General features: G+C 34.4%; 15 protein-coding genes. 13 read left to right on the plus strand and 2 right to left on the minus strand.

Annotated features, from left to right (window positions below; genetic code table 11):
• Positions 1 to 12: 12 nt before the first annotated feature.
• The 5 genes from AAYQ05_RS00530 (at position 13) to AAYQ05_RS00550 (ending at position 5,913) form a co-directional block, all read left to right on the plus strand.
• A complete protein-coding gene (locus AAYQ05_RS00530) occupies positions 13 to 345 on the plus strand; it encodes a hypothetical protein (protein ID WP_281634519.1) in 333 nt (110 codons plus the stop codon).
• A 19-nt stretch (positions 346 to 364) separates the two neighbouring features.
• On the plus strand, positions 365 to 667 hold the full coding sequence (locus tag AAYQ05_RS00535) for a hypothetical protein (protein ID WP_177211321.1): 303 nt from the start codon (positions 365 to 367) through the stop codon (positions 665 to 667).
• A gap of 5 nt (positions 668 to 672) precedes the next feature.
• Positions 673 to 2,220, plus strand: a complete 1,548-nt coding sequence (locus AAYQ05_RS00540) for a PepSY-associated TM helix domain-containing protein (protein ID WP_343540491.1) — start codon at positions 673 to 675, stop codon at positions 2,218 to 2,220.
• Between the two features lie 112 nt (positions 2,221 to 2,332).
• Positions 2,333 to 4,786, plus strand: a complete 2,454-nt coding sequence (locus AAYQ05_RS00545) for a TonB-dependent siderophore receptor (protein ID WP_343540492.1) — start codon at positions 2,333 to 2,335, stop codon at positions 4,784 to 4,786.
• A gap of 14 nt (positions 4,787 to 4,800) precedes the next feature.
• Positions 4,801 to 5,913, plus strand: coding sequence for a PepSY-associated TM helix domain-containing protein (locus AAYQ05_RS00550; protein WP_343540493.1), 1,113 nt, complete (start codon positions 4,801 to 4,803; stop codon positions 5,911 to 5,913).
• 56 nt (positions 5,914 to 5,969) lie between these two features.
• Here the strand turns inward: AAYQ05_RS00550 and AAYQ05_RS00555 are convergent, their stop codons facing one another.
• Both AAYQ05_RS00555 and AAYQ05_RS00560 read right to left on the minus strand, forming a co-directional pair.
• Positions 5,970 to 6,317, minus strand: a complete 348-nt coding sequence (locus tag AAYQ05_RS00555; RefSeq protein WP_281634514.1) for a toxin-antitoxin system YwqK family antitoxin — start codon at positions 6,315 to 6,317, stop codon at positions 5,970 to 5,972.
• Positions 6,318 to 6,528: 211 nt separating this feature from the next.
• Positions 6,529 to 7,521, minus strand: coding sequence for a TlpA family protein disulfide reductase (locus tag AAYQ05_RS00560; RefSeq protein WP_343540494.1), 993 nt, complete (start codon positions 7,519 to 7,521; stop codon positions 6,529 to 6,531).
• Positions 7,522 to 7,679: 158 nt separating this feature from the next.
• Here AAYQ05_RS00560 and aspS point away from each other — a divergent pair, with 158 nt between their 5' ends.
• From aspS to nuoF, 8 genes are all read left to right on the plus strand, one after another.
• Entirely contained in the window at positions 7,680 to 9,431 is a 1,752-nt protein-coding gene (gene aspS, locus AAYQ05_RS00565) for an aspartate--tRNA ligase (RefSeq protein ID WP_343540495.1), read from the plus strand.
• A gap of 309 nt (positions 9,432 to 9,740) precedes the next feature.
• Positions 9,741 to 9,935 (plus strand): cold-shock protein, encoded by a 195-nt coding sequence (locus AAYQ05_RS00570; RefSeq protein ID WP_007137066.1) that lies wholly within the window; start codon positions 9,741 to 9,743, stop codon positions 9,933 to 9,935.
• A 243-nt stretch (positions 9,936 to 10,178) separates the two neighbouring features.
• The gene (locus tag AAYQ05_RS00575) at positions 10,179 to 10,544 is read left to right on the plus strand and encodes an NADH-quinone oxidoreductase subunit A (RefSeq protein WP_008466117.1); all 366 of its coding nucleotides are present in this window, start codon (positions 10,179 to 10,181) and stop codon (positions 10,542 to 10,544) included.
• Between the two features lie 158 nt (positions 10,545 to 10,702).
• On the plus strand, positions 10,703 to 11,251 hold the full coding sequence (locus tag AAYQ05_RS00580; RefSeq protein WP_129745954.1) for an NADH-quinone oxidoreductase subunit B: 549 nt from the start codon (positions 10,703 to 10,705) through the stop codon (positions 11,249 to 11,251).
• A gap of 1 nt (position 11,252) precedes the next feature.
• Entirely contained in the window at positions 11,253 to 11,774 is a 522-nt protein-coding gene (locus tag AAYQ05_RS00585) for an NADH-quinone oxidoreductase subunit C (RefSeq protein WP_177211328.1), read from the plus strand.
• Between the two features lie 21 nt (positions 11,775 to 11,795).
• Positions 11,796 to 13,034, plus strand: a complete 1,239-nt coding sequence (locus tag AAYQ05_RS00590) for an NADH-quinone oxidoreductase subunit D (RefSeq protein WP_343540498.1) — start codon at positions 11,796 to 11,798, stop codon at positions 13,032 to 13,034.
• Between the two features lie 56 nt (positions 13,035 to 13,090).
• Positions 13,091 to 13,621 carry a complex I 24 kDa subunit family protein gene (locus AAYQ05_RS00595; protein ID WP_057115709.1) on the plus strand — a complete coding sequence of 177 codons (531 nt, stop codon included), beginning with the start codon at positions 13,091 to 13,093 and terminating at the stop codon, positions 13,619 to 13,621.
• A gap of 1 nt (position 13,622) precedes the next feature.
• Positions 13,623 to 14,993, plus strand: coding sequence for an NADH-quinone oxidoreductase subunit NuoF (gene nuoF / locus AAYQ05_RS00600; RefSeq protein ID WP_343540499.1), 1,371 nt, complete (start codon positions 13,623 to 13,625; stop codon positions 14,991 to 14,993).
• Positions 14,994 to 15,017 lie beyond the last annotated feature (24 nt).

Here is a 15,017-nt window from a genome sequence, read left to right on the forward strand (position 1 = left end):
TTCTAATTGATTATGATTACAATTGCCAGCCTTATCGTTTTCTTAGCTTTTTACACACTGTATTATACTTCGAAAAGAGCAGTGTTATCGTACGATTTAGGCTTTGAAAAATGGATGCAGAAAAATCCAAAGCAAACTAAAATCATCGGATTAATGCTCTTGCTTACTGCTTATGCAATGTGGCTTTTTACACAATCATTGGGTTGCGGAACTTTGATGTTTTTTATACAGCTCATGACCGTTGGAAGCTTAATCATTATTCTTACGCCTTTAAAAAAAATAAACAGTAAGTTACTTTTGGCTCTATTAATTTTTATTGCCGTAACTGAATTTTATTATAACTAAAATCTACTTTAACTATACCATGCCAGCAAATTCAAAATATCTAAATCCTTCTTTTTGGCCTCGTTTTTCCAAAATTACTGCTGCAATTTTAGGCGGATACTTTGTTTCTGTTACTTTTCATTTGGCTTTAGCCGCTTGGTTTAGCCGTAAAGATGTATTAATCACAATGGCTTTCACTGGTTTTATTCTATGGGTAGCCTTAATGATTATTGCTTTCTTAGCCAAAAGTGGCTGGAAAATTTGGGGAGTTTATATTCTATTGTCATTACTTTTTTGTCTTTTCATTTATTTGGGTCAAACCTATAACCATACGGCACAATAATATTTATGAATAACCGTCATTACAATATCTATTTTCATACACATACTGTCAGCGGCATCGTTATCAGTGTAGTTCTTTTTGTAATTTTCTTTGCTGGGTCTTTTTCTTTTTTTAGAGATGAAATCATCAATTGGGAAAGAAGTGAATCTACAGCAATCACAAGAGAAATTCAATTAGATTATAATAACGCACTACAGTATTTGGACAAAAAATACGTTTTGCACGGAAGAAATATTACCATTTCTAAACCTTCAGTAGAAAATCGAGTTGCTGTTTATATGGAAGGAACCAAAGACACATTGGCTCCAAAAAAACAACAGGCGGGAGAGTTTTTTTATTTAGACAATAAAAACTATAAAGCCTATACTTATGAAGAATCCTATTCGTTAGGTGAGCTTTTATATCGTTTACATTTCTTGGCGCAGATTCCTTATCCTGCAGGATATTATTTGGCAGGATTTACAGCTTTGTTTTTTCTGTTTGCAATCGTGACAGGAGTTTTATTGCATTGGAACAAAATCGTTTCTAACTTTTACATGTTCCGTCCAAAAGAAAAATTAAAAACGCTTTGGACAGATGCACACACTGCTTTAGGAATGATTGGTTTGCCTTTCCAATTTGTATATGCGGTTACAGGAGCATTTTTTATGATTAAGCTTTTAATTGTAGCACCAGCTGTAATGGCTTTGTACAATGGAGATCAAGATAAATTATATAAGGAACTAGAATATACTGATCCAGATTATAAATTTGAAAATAAAAAACTGGCAAATCCATTTAATATTAATGAACTAGTCGCTAAAACCAAAAAAAACTGGGCTGATTTTGAAATCACTCGTGTTTTTATCCAAAATTATGGAGATGCCAATATGCATATTTTGGTAGAAGGTGAGCTTTTGAGTCATAAAAAATTTACTGGAATAGGAAAAATAGTTTACCGAATTGCTGACGGAAAAGAAATTGCGAAAAAAGATCCTGTTTTACATACCAGTTATCTAGATATTGTAAAAAATGTTTTGTACCGAATACATTTTGGCGATTATGGCGGATATGCATTGAAAATTGTAAGTTTCATTTTAGGAATTATAACTTGTTTTGTCATTATTTCTGGAGTTATGATTTGGCTTGTTGCCCGACAAAAAAACAATATGCCAGAAAAGAAAAGACGCTTCAATAATGCTGTTGTTCGCATTTATCTAGCGATTTGCTTAAGCATGTATCCAATTACAGCAATGGCTTTTATCGGAAGCAAAATTTTCTACCCTTTAAGTCAGTCTAATTTGTATGCGCTTTATTTTGGAGGATGGCTGGTACTTACCATATTCTTTATCATTAAAAAGAACGATTCGTTTACCAACAAATTCTCTTTGATTTCGGGAAGTATTTTAGGATTCTTAATTCCAGTTACCAACGGAATCGTTTCTGGAGATTGGTTTTGGAACTCGTTTATGCAAAATAAATTTCAGATTTTCTTTATCGATGTTTTCTGGATTTTCCTGGCAGCAATTTCATTATATACCGCTTATCATTTAAAACCTAAGAAAATAAATTAGCACATAAGCACTTTATTGGCTATTATAAATTTCTTTCTAGTAATACATATTGCAATTGGTCATATAAACTATAAGTCTTACTTTTGCCCAATCAATATTTATTCTAAATAAAATGAGAGGGAAATTTGCAATAGCATTAATTGGTCTTTGCTTTATATTATTTGCACAAACATCGGTTTTAGCGCAACAAAAAACAGTTATTAAAGGAACTATTACATCTGTAAATAATGAGCCTTTAGAAAATGTTTCAGTACAATTAAGAGGAACTAAAATTGGCGCTCTTACAGATAGTCAAGGTTTATACGAAATAAAAAATATTAGCGAAGGAAGCTACACGCTGCGCATTTCGGCACTTGGCCATACCTCAAAAGAAAAGAAAATTATTGTTAGCAGTGAACCCGAAATTATAGAAAACTTTACTATCTCTACTAATACTGAAGAGCTTGAAGAGGTTTTCATAAAAGGAAACATCAATAAATACAACAAATCTGAGAGTCCTTTTGTCTCAAAAATGCAGATTAAAAATCTCGAAAACTCACAGGTTTATAGTGTTGTTCCAAAAAGTTTAATGAGGGATCAATTGGTGATTAACCAAGACGATGCTTTAAAAAATGTACCGGGATTATATCAGCTTTGGGCTGCAACAGGAAAAGTTGGCGACGGAGGTTCATATTTTGCGTCGCGCGGATTTGTAACTCAAAGTTTGCTAAGAGACGGAATCGCCGGAAAAATCACAAACAGTGTTGATGCTGCCAATCTAGAAAGAATTGAAAGCATAAAAGGACCTTCAGCAACACTTTTTGGAAGCATCTTAACTTCTTATGGTGGATTAATTAATCGAGTTACCAAAAAACCTACAGAAACTTTTAGAGGTGATATTAGCTATCAATCTGGAAGTTATGGACTAAACCGATTATCGGCAGATTTTAATACTCCATTAAATGATGACAAAACGGCGCTACTACGAATAAATGCAGCTTACAACGATGCAAATACTTTTCAAGACTACGGAAAAAACAGAAGCTACTTTTTTGCTCCTTCTTTTTTATATAAAATAAATGACAAACTGAATATTTCTATTGATGCAGAATTGTCAACAGTTAATTCATCGTCACCAGCATTTACTTATATTCCGTACGGACAAACTCCAAAAAGCATCAATTTATACAATGCCAAAGACATTGCCAGAGACTGGAAAAGATCTTTTACTGGTGGCGAATTCATGATGAATACTAAAACTGCGAATGTTTTTGCGCAAGCGCATTATCAAATCAATGAAAACTGGAAATCTCAAACTATTTTCAGTTCAAGCGCCAATCAATCAGACGGACCTCAAGCTTGGTTTTATTTATTAGGAAACAACAAAATGTCAAGAAATGCCTGGAATATGGTTGGAAAAGACAATATTGTTGAATTTCAACAAAACTTTAATGGCCAAACTGAGCTTTTTGGAATGAAACATCAATTGCTTTTTGGTGGCGATATTTTGAGATCTGAAACCAACAGCAGTCTTGGATATCTTGGCGGAGACCCAAATAATCCGTTCAAAACAGATTATGATATTGTAGATTATTCTGCAGCAAATTCTAATTATTACAATTTCAACCCAAACAATATTGAGCCATTATTTGTAAACGGTTATCAATACAGAACCATTACTTCTTTGACAACGTACAGCTTATATGCTGCAGATGTTATCAATATTACAGACCAGTTAATTCTATCGGCTGCTTTGCGTTTCGATCATTATAAGAATAACGGAACTTACGATCCTTCAACCAATATTAATTCGGGTGCGTTTTCGCAAAATGCCTTTTCACCAAAATTGGGACTTGTTTACCAAATTATAAAAGATAAAGTTTCTGTTTTTGGAAACTACCAGAATAGCTTTAAAAACATTGGCTACTTATTTGCAAACGTAAACGGAAATCCAGAATTAAAGCAATTTGATCCTGAAAAAGCAAATCAGTTTGAAGCTGGTTTGAAATTAAATATCATACAAGATAAATTAAGTGCCAATTTAAGTTATTACAATATTGACGTAAAAAATATTGTTCGTGCTGGACAAGTGGTTAACACAAATGTTCAAGACGGAAACCAGACAAGCAAAGGTTTTGAAGTTGAAGTTACTGCAAACCCATTTTCTGGTTTAAACTTTATTTTTGGATATGCTAACAACGATAGCAAGCTAAACAATGCAAATGCAGATGTCAATGGTTTAAGACCTGAAACGGCTGGTCCCGAAAATCTAATTAACTACTGGGTTAGCTACAGCCTTCAGACTTCTAAATTAAGAGGATTAGGTTTTGGTATTGGAGGAAATTACGGTAGCGAAACTTTTGTTTACAATAGAAACCCAACCCGTTCAGGAAATCCTGCCGATGTTGAAACTTTTGTCTTACCATCATATTCTATCGTAAACGCTACATTATATTATGATCAGCCAAAATACAGACTCTCTTTAAAAGTAGACAACCTTACAGACGAACTTTATTTTAATGGTTACACCACTGTAAATGTGCAAGCGCCAAGAACTTTTATGGGAAGTATAACTTACAAATTTTAAGTTTCACTATAAAAATGGGATTCAAAACGAAAATACGTTTTCTGCATAAATGGCTCGGATTAATTTCTGGGCTTATTGTTTTTATTGTCTGTATTACGGGATGTATTTTCTGTTTTCATGATGAAATAAAAGACATAACAAGAAAAGAATGGCGTTTTGTAGAACCTCAAAATAAACCTTTTCTATTACCATCTCAATTGCAGGAAAAAGCAAAAGAAGCTGTTCCAGAAAACAAGGCCAGTATGGTTGCTTATTATGGAAAAAATAGATCCGCAATTGTTTATACGTATTCCGATACCGAAAATTTATATCTCTATTTTAATCCATACACAGGCCAATATTTAAAATCAGAAAATCCAAAAACTGATTTTTTCATTATTGTTGAATATATCCATTTATATCTTCTTCTGCCCGATTATATCGGAAAACACATTATTGGCGGAGCAACCATAATTTTTATTCTTTTACTGATTTCTGGAATTATACAATGGTGGCCAAAACGAAAAAGCGATATCAAAAGGAGTTTCACCATTAAATGGAATGCGAAATGGCGCCGTGTCAATTACGACTGGCATAACACAACCGGTTTTTACATTTCTATAATAGCTTTAATTCTAGCCATAACCGGACTTACTTTTACATATGAATGGGTTGGTGACGGAATCTATAAATCTTTCAATTTGGGCGGAGACAAAGCAGCCGAGACAAAAACACCTGTGATTGATACCACCGCATTCAAAATAAATTCGATTTCAGCAATTGACAAAGCGTTTGCTCAAACTCTTAAATTACAGCCAAAAGCAGAAATGTTCTTTGTAATGATTCCGCAGCAAAAAGGCACTATTGTTAGTGCGGGAGCTTATCCGCATGCATTGCGGTACGATCAGCAAAGTAATTATTATTTTCATCCGTCAAGCGGAAAATTACTCCAGAGCCAGCCTTTTGATAAAAAAAGCCTAGGACTGCAAGTTGTCGAAATGAATTACGGAATACATACAGGACAAGTTTTAGACCTTCCAGGGAAAATTATAGCTTTTATAGTAAGTCTAATTGCCGCCGCACTTCCTGTAAGCGGATTTATAATTTGGTTTGGAAGAAACCGAAAATCAAAAAAAGCAAAAGCATAAAAAAACCGTCCCGAAGTATCGGAACGGTTTTTTTATAGTTAGTTTTGAAATTATAATTAATTTCTGTTTGCTAAAGCGTTTTTCTGTAAATTTTTAACCGAGCTTACTTTGTTATCTACATAAGCAACTTCGCTTAAACTGTTTTCATTAAAGAAAATCCAATTTCCAGTTTTAACTCCGTCTGCGTATTCTCCAACGGCTTTTTTATTTCCTTTTTCGTCATAAGATACCCAAACACCGTCTAATTTACCGTCTTTAAAAAAGCCTTCTTGCTGCACTTTACCATTTTCATAGTAATAGGTTGCTTTTACCTTGTTTCCAGCAGCTTCTAATTCAGGCTTTCCTTCTTGTGCAACTACAATTCCGGAGAACAATATTGCAGCTAAAATTACACTCTTTTTCATATCTTTAGGTATTTAATGTTAAGAAATCTTTATCAAATATAGCTAATAGTTTACATTAAAAAAACTTTTGCTTAACAATTTGGTAACATTGAGTGAAAACTTAACATTAGAAAAGTAGATAAAACAAAAAAACCAGCGCTCAAGCACTGGTTTTACTGGTATTTTTGAAAAATTAGAATTTTACGATAACGATGTAAATTTCGTAAAGAAATTAGTTCAATAATGCGCTTAACTGTTTATCCAACTCAGGATCAGAAGGTCTAGGTGCATCCGATTTTACAATATTACCCTTTGGGTCTAGAAGGATAAATCTCGGAATTCCTGTTACACCATAGTTAACAACAAACTCAGATTCCCAGTCTTTATCTGCAAATAATTGAACACCTCCTAATTTTTTATCCGTTACAAACTTTTTCCATTTTTCATTGTCTTTTGCTCTATCAATAGAAATACTCACAAATTCAATATTTTTTCCGTGATATTTTTCTTCGATCTTTTGCAGATAAGGAATCTCAGCTCTACAAGGTGCGCACCATGTTGCCCAAAGATCAATATAAACATATTTCCCTTTTAAATCTACCAGTTTTGTTTTTCCTCCTTTAAAATTCTCATAGTCAAAATCTGGAGAAGCTTTCCCAACCATTTTACTTGCCTTATAGGCGCTTTCATAATCTCTAAGCGAAAATTCATGAAAATTTTTAAAATTACTTTGCATTGCGGTTACAAATTGCGGATCAAAAGTTCCTTTACTCAAACTTTCATTGTCTGCTTTTTCTTTAGCTTCCAATATTTTAGCGAACTCCGCTGGTTCTTTAGAAAAAGCTTCTTCAAGTTTTTCATTTCTTAAAGATTGTTGCGCCATAAAATTACTTTCATCAACACCTTTTCCTTTGTATACAATAGTTTCATCAAATTCTTTTGCATCCAATGTTAGATTAACTTCAGAATTTGGTTTTAAATATAGATTAGAAGACTCTGTCCCGTCAGAAAACACATAAAATCCCTGAGGCGCATCAAAAGTTGCAGCAAAAATTTCTTTTTTATCAATTGGAATTACTTGCCTGAAATTATCTCTTCCTTTAATAACCAAAGTATCGCTATTTCTATTGGCGATTTTAGCTGTAAACTTTACTGAATTTTTGCTTTGACCAATGACATTTAAAGCATTAAAAAGCACTAAACCTGCAACAAAAAGTTTTTTCATAGGTATTATGATTAGTTTTTTAGAGAATCAAAACTAAAGAAATTTAAGCTTCTGATTTTCACAATTAACAATTTATTTGAAATTATTCTGAATCAACTTATCACTTTACTATATTATCTTGAATTTTGTATTTACTTTTGCAATCTAAAATTTTGATTATGTATAGAAGTCATAATTGTGGCGAATTAAACGCTTCAAATATTAATACCGAAGTTACACTTGCGGGCTGGGTTCAAAAATCACGTGATAAAGGATTTATGAATTGGGTCGATTTACGCGACCGTTATGGAATTACACAACTTATTTTCGACGAAAGTCGTACTGATAAAACCGTTTTTGAATTGGCCAAAACTCTTGGACGCGAATTTGTAATTCAGGTTAAAGGAACTGTTATTGAGCGTGAAGCCAAAAACAAAAACATTCCAACTGGTGAAATCGAAATTTTAGTTTCTGAATTAACGATTTTAAATTCTGCATTAACTCCTCCATTTACAATTGAAGATGAAACTGACGGTGGAGAAGACATTAGAATGAAATATCGTTATTTGGATATCAGAAGAAACCCTGTAAAAAATAGTTTATTATTCCGTCATAAAGTAGCAATGGAAGTTCGTAAATATCTATCTGATTTAGATTTCTGCGAAGTTGAAACGCCTTACTTAATCAAGTCAACTCCAGAAGGAGCAAGAGATTTCGTTGTACCAAGCCGTATGAACGAAGGGCAGTTTTATGCATTGCCACAATCTCCACAAACTTTCAAACAATTATTGATGGTGGGCGGAATGGATAAATATTTCCAAATCGTGAAATGTTTCCGTGACGAAGATTTGCGTGCAGACCGTCAGCCTGAATTTACTCAGATTGACTGCGAAATGGCATTTGTTGAACAAGAAGATATTTTGAATGTTTTTGAAGGTTTGACAAGACATTTATTAAAAGAAATTAAAGGCATTGAAGTAGAGAAATTCCCAAGAATTACTTACGATTATGCTATGAAAACATATGGAAATGACAAACCAGATATTCGTTTTGGGATGAAATTTGGTGAGTTAAATGAATTTGCACAACACAAAGAATTCCCTGTATTTAATGCTGCAGAGTTAGTTGTCGGAATCGCAGTTCCTGGCGCAGGAAATTACACTCGTAAAGAAATCGACGGATTAATTGACTGGGTAAAACGTCCGCAAGTTGGCGCATCTGGAATGGTTTACGTAAAATGTAACGAAGACGGAACATACAAATCATCTGTAGATAAATTCTACGATAATGATGATTTAGCAAACTGGGCAAAAGCAACAGAAGCAAATCCTGGAGATATGATTTTTGTACTTTCTGGTCCTGCTAATAAAACTCGTGCGCAATTGTCTGCACTTCGTATGGAATTGGCAAATCGTTTAGGATTACGTAATCCTGAAGAATTTGCCCCATTATGGGTTGTAGATTTCCCATTATTGGAACTTGACGAAGAAAGCGGACGTTATCATGCAATGCACCATCCTTTTACTTCTCCAAAACCAGAAGACATGGCTTTATTGGAAACAGAACCAGGAAAAGTTCGCGCAAATGCATACGATATGGTTTTAAACGGAAACGAAATTGGCGGTGGCTCAATTCGTATTCACGATAAAGCTACGCAACAATTAATGTTCAAATATTTAGGATTTACTGAAGAAGAAGCAAAAGCACAATTCGGCTTCTTGATGGATGCTTTCCAATTTGGAGCACCACCACACGGAGGATTAGCTTTTGGTCTTGACAGATTAGTCGCTATCTTGGGAGGTCAGGAAACGATTAGAGATTTTATCGCCTTCCCAAAAAACAATTCAGGACGCGATGTTATGATCGATGCGCCAGCTGCAATTGATGATGCGCAATTAAAAGAACTTCGAATTAAAGTCGATATAGCATAATTGCAGTAAATTAGTCATAAAAAAACAGAAAAGCCGTTGAAAATTCAGCGGCTTTTCTATTTTAATGAATTGTTAAGAAAAATCTTAAGTGGTATTTTTTTTGAATTATCATATTCTTACAATTGAAACATTTTCATATTCCTACAATTAATGATTCGCAAATTAAGGTATTCCATAAGCAAATTGATGCAATAAAGCACGTAAAAAGACTGTAAATCAATAATTTTTACAAAAAATTAACACGTATTTGTCTTTTGTATGATTTTATATATTACATTTGTTTTATTATAAATTATTATTACAATTACAATGCGTACAGGTACAGTAAAATTTTTCAATGAATCTAAAGGTTATGGATTCATTACAGACGAAGAAACAGGAAAAGACATCTTCGTTCACGCTTCAGGAATTAACGCGGAAGAATTACGCGAAGGTGACCGTGTAAGCTATGAAGAAGAAGAAGGAAGAAAAGGGAAAGTTGCTGCTAAAGTAGCAGTAATCTAAGAAAAATATAGCAATTTATTTTTTTTGCCTCTGAATGGTCTAAGAAGATGTCCCGAAGTATTCGGGACGTTTTTTTTTGACCTTTTCTTAAAAAAATATTAAAATAACGCAATGTTATTTATAATGAATAAAAATTAGACACAAACACGGTTTCTCTCCCTACTTAAATCCTTTTTTAACTTGTGTTTTACAGACTTCCAAGTTATCTTTGTGGCTCATTTTTTAAGTATAAAACCTAAGTTTATGCAATCTGATCAATACAGTTACATTCCTATTTTAATGCAGTTTATTTTAGCTGTTGGTTTTGTGGTAGGAACAATCATCATTTCTGGGAAATTAGGACCAAAAAGATCCTCTGAAGTTAAAGATCAAAACTTCGAATGCGGTATCGAATCTGTTGGTAACGCCCGTATTCCTTTTTCTGTAAAATACTTCTTAGTTGCCATTTTGTTTGTATTGTTCGACGTAGAGGTTATCTTCCTTTATCCATGGGCAGTAAACTTCAAAGATTTAGGAATTGAAGGAATGTTAAAAATGTTAGTTTTCATGTCTTTGCTTTTGGTTGGTTTCTTTTATATCATCAAAAAGAAAGCATTAGAGTGGGAATAATTTAGAGATTTTAGATTTTAGATTTCTGATTTTAGATTAACCGATTTAGAATTAAGATTTAAAATTTAATCCTCAAATAAAAAATTGATTTAAAAAATTGATTTTACTTTTTACGATTTCAATGAATCTAAAATCTAAAATCAGAAATCTAAAATAAAATGAGCGATTCAAAAGTAAATATGGTTGCACCGCCAGAAGGAGTTACTGGTGAAGGTTTCTTCGCTACAAAACTTAGTGATGTTGTTGGTTTAGCAAGAGCCAACTCATTATGGCCACTTCCTTTCGCGACTTCATGCTGTGGTATCGAATTCATGGCAACAATGGCATCTCACTACGATTTAGCTCGATTTGGTTCTGAGCGTGTGAGTTTCTCTCCTCGTCAAGCAGACATGTTGCTTGTAATGGGAACTATTTCTAAAAAAATGGCTCCAATCTTAAGACAAGTGTACGAACAAATGGCCGAGCCTCGCTGGGTAATTGCTGTTGGAGCATGTGCTTCGTCAGGAGGAGTATTTGACACCTATTCAGTTCTTCAAGGAATTGACAAAGTAATTCCTGTTGATGTTTATGTACCAGGATGCCCACCAAGACCAGAACAAATTGTTGATGGAGTTATGAGACTTCAGGAATTGGTGAAAAGCGAATCTGTGAGACGCAGAAGCTCACCAGAATACCAAGAATTATTAGCTTCATATAATATCTCATAAGATGGCCTTAGAAAATACCCTGATTCAAGACAAACTTGTAGAAACATTTAACAACGATGTTTTTAACTTTCAGCAAGAAAGAGATATTTTTTCTTTGGAAGCTTCGGCTGATAAAATTACACCGCTGATTCTATTCCTTAAAAACGATCCAGAATTACGTTTTCATTTCTTAACAGATTTGTGCGGCATTCACTATCCAGATAACGAAACAGAACGTCAGTTTGCAATTGTGTATCATTTGCATAATTGGTACGAAAACAAAAGATTAAAAATCAAAGTTTTCTTAAACGGAGAAAAACCAGAAATTAAATCGGTTTCAAATATTTTCTTGTCTTCCAATTGGATGGAAAGAGAAACTTACGATTTCTTTGGAGTTAACTTTATAGGACATCCTCAATTGAAACGTATTTTAAATATGGACGAAATGCAATCTCACCCAATGAGAAAAGAATTCCCATTGGAAGATAGCGGAAGAACTGATAAGGATGACAGGTTCTTTGGAAGAACAACAACAAATTGCTAAAAAATAATTCAACATTATAAAATGTCAGAACTATTATTACCACCAGAGCATCGCTATGCTAAAATAATTAAGGAGAGACTAAACGACGACGGAAGCGAACTTTCTGTACTGAATTTAGGTCCGACTCACCCTGCAACACACGGTATTTTCCAAAATATCTTATTGATGGATGGTGAAAAAATTCTTGAGGCTGAGCCAACTATTGGTTACATCCATAGAGCATTCGAAAAAATTGCCGAAAATCGTCCTTTTTATCAAATTACACCTCTTACAGACCGTATGAACTATTGCTCCTCTCCTATTAACAATATGGGATGGTGGATGACAGTAGAAAAACTATTGGGTATTGAAGTTCCAAAAAGAGCTCAATATTTAAGAGTTATCGTGATGGAATTGGCTCGTATTACAGACCACATTATCTGTAACGGAATTTTAGGTGTAGATACTGGTGCGTATACTGGTTTCTTATACGTATTTCAATTTAGAGAAAAAATCTACGAAATCTATGAAGAAATTTGTGGAGCTCGTTTGACTACAAATATGGGAAGAATTGGTGGTTTTGAAAGAGACTGGTCTCCAGAAGTTTTCAAAAAACTAGATAAATTCCTAGAGGAATTTCCTCCAGTTTGGCAGGAATTCCAAAACTTATTCGAAAGAAATAGAATTTTCCTTGATAGAACTGTAAACGTTGGTGGTATCACTGCCGAAAAAGCAATGGCTTACGGATTTACAGGTCCAAACTTACGTGCTGCCGGAGTTGATTACGATGTACGTGTAGCACAACCATACTCCTCTTACGAAGATTTCGATTTTATTGTTCCTGTTGGAAAATCAGGAGATACTTACGATCGTTTCTGTGTTCGTAATGCCGAAGTTTGGGAAAGTTTAAGCATTATTCGTCAGGCATTAGAAAAAATGCCTCCAGGAAACGAATATCACGCTGAAGTTCCAGATTACTACCTTCCTCCAAAAGAAGATGTTTACACTTCTATGGAATCTTTAATCTATCACTTTAAGATTGTAATGGGAGAAGTTCCTGTACCAGTTGCAGAGATATATCACCCTGTCGAAGGAGGAAACGGAGAAATCGGTTTTTATTTAGTGACTGACGGAAGTAGAACTCCATATAGATTACATTTCAGAAGACCATGCTTTATTTATTATCAAGCATTCCCAGAAATGATTAAAGGCGCTATGCTTTCTGATGCAATTATCATTCTTTCAAGTTTGAACGTAATTGCAGGAGAATTAGACGCCTAAACAATTTAGATTAAAAAAATTGTGCCTTTGTGCCCTTGTGGCAAAACAAGAATAAAATGGAAAGAAAACATTACAAACAAGAAATAAATATGACTGAGGCATTGATGAATCGCATCAATGAATTAATCAGTCATTATCCTGAAGGCAAACAAAAATCGGCTTTATTGCCTGTTTTGCATGAAGTTCAGGATGCACACAACAACTGGCTTAGTATTGAATTGCAAGATAAAGTTGCCGAAATTCTTCAGATCAAACCAATTGAGGTTTATGAAGTGGTTACTTTCTATACGATGTTCAACCAAAAGCCGATTGGAAAGTACATGTTTGAATTCTGCCAGACTTCTTGTTGCTGCTTAAGAGGTGCCGAAGATTTAATGGATTATACTTCTGAAAAACTAGGCATTAAAATGGGAGAAACAACTCCAGACGGAATGTTTACCATTGCTGGTGTAGAATGTTTAGGCGCTTGCGGATACGCTCCGATGATGCAGTTGGGAGATTTCTACAAAGAAAAACTGACAGAAGAAAAAATCGATCAGATCATTGCTGATTGTAGAGATGATAAAATAATATTACACGATAAATAAGATGTCACAAAAAATATTATTAGATAAAATCAATATTCCTGGAATTAAAACCTACGAAGTATATCGCCAAAATGGTGGTTATGCTTCTGTAGAAAAAGCTTTAAAAACACTTACTCCAGACGAAGTTACTGAAGAAGTAAAAAAATCAGGATTACGTGGTCGTGGTGGTGCAGGTTTCCCTGCAGGAATGAAATGGAGCTTTATTGACAAAAAATCAGGAAGACCAAGACACTTAGTTTGTAATGCCGACGAATCTGAGCCTGGAACATTCAAAGATCGATTCTTGATGGAGTATATTCCTCACTTATTGATTGAAGGAATGATTACTTCAAGCTACGCTTTGGGCGCTAACCTGTCTTATATCTACATTCGTGGAGAATATATGTGGGTTTTCAAAATTTTAGAAAGAGCAATCGCCGAAGCAAAAGCTGCTGGATGGTTAGGAAAAAATATATTAGGTACAGGCTTTGATCTTGAACTTCACGTTCACTGTGGAGCTGGAGCTTATATCTGTGGAGAAGAAACAGCATTAATCGAGTCATTGGAAGGTAAAAGAGGAAATCCTCGTATTAAACCACCTTTCCCAGCGGTTTCTGGTCTTTGGGCAAATCCAACTGTGGTAAATAATGTTGAAACAATTGCGACTGTGCCGTGGATTGTAAACAATTCTGGTGATGATTATGCAAAAATTGGAATTGGACGTTCTACTGGAACTAAATTAATTTCTGCTTCAGGACACATCAAAAATCCTGGGGTTTACGAAATTGAATTAGGCTTAAGTGTTGACGAATTCATGAATTCTGACGAATATTTAGGAGGAATGTCTTCTGATCGTCCATTAAAAGCATTTGTCCCAGGAGGTTCTTCTGTGCCAATCCTACCTGCTGACTTGATTTTCAAAACAGCAAATGGCGAAGATCGTTTAATGACTTACGAATCTTTAAGTGATGGTGGTTTTGCTACTGGATCAATGTTAGGTTCTGGAGGATTTATTGTTTATAACGACACTGCTTGTGTGGTTAGAAACACTTGGAACTTTGCTCGTTTCTATCACCACGAATCTTGCGGACAATGTACACCTTGCCGTGAAGGAACAGGATGGTTAGAAAAAATCTTATGGAGAATCGAAAACGGTCAAGGCCGTGAAGAAGATATCGAATTATTGTGGAGCATTCAAAGTAAAATTGAAGGAAACACAATCTGTCCGCTTGGTGACGCTGCTTCTTGGCCAGTAGCTGCAGCAATTCGTCACTTTAGAGATGAATTTGAGTATCACGTTCGTTTCCCAGAAAAAATCAAAAATAGAGATCACTTTGTTGCCGAGCCTTTCTCACAAGTTAAGCATTTAGTTGGCGGTAAAGTAATCGTATAAATATAAAAAGCAGAAAGTTATAAA

This window comes from Flavobacterium movens, assembly GCF_039581425.1.
Taxonomy (GTDB): domain Bacteria; phylum Bacteroidota; class Bacteroidia; order Flavobacteriales; family Flavobacteriaceae; genus Flavobacterium; species Flavobacterium luteolum.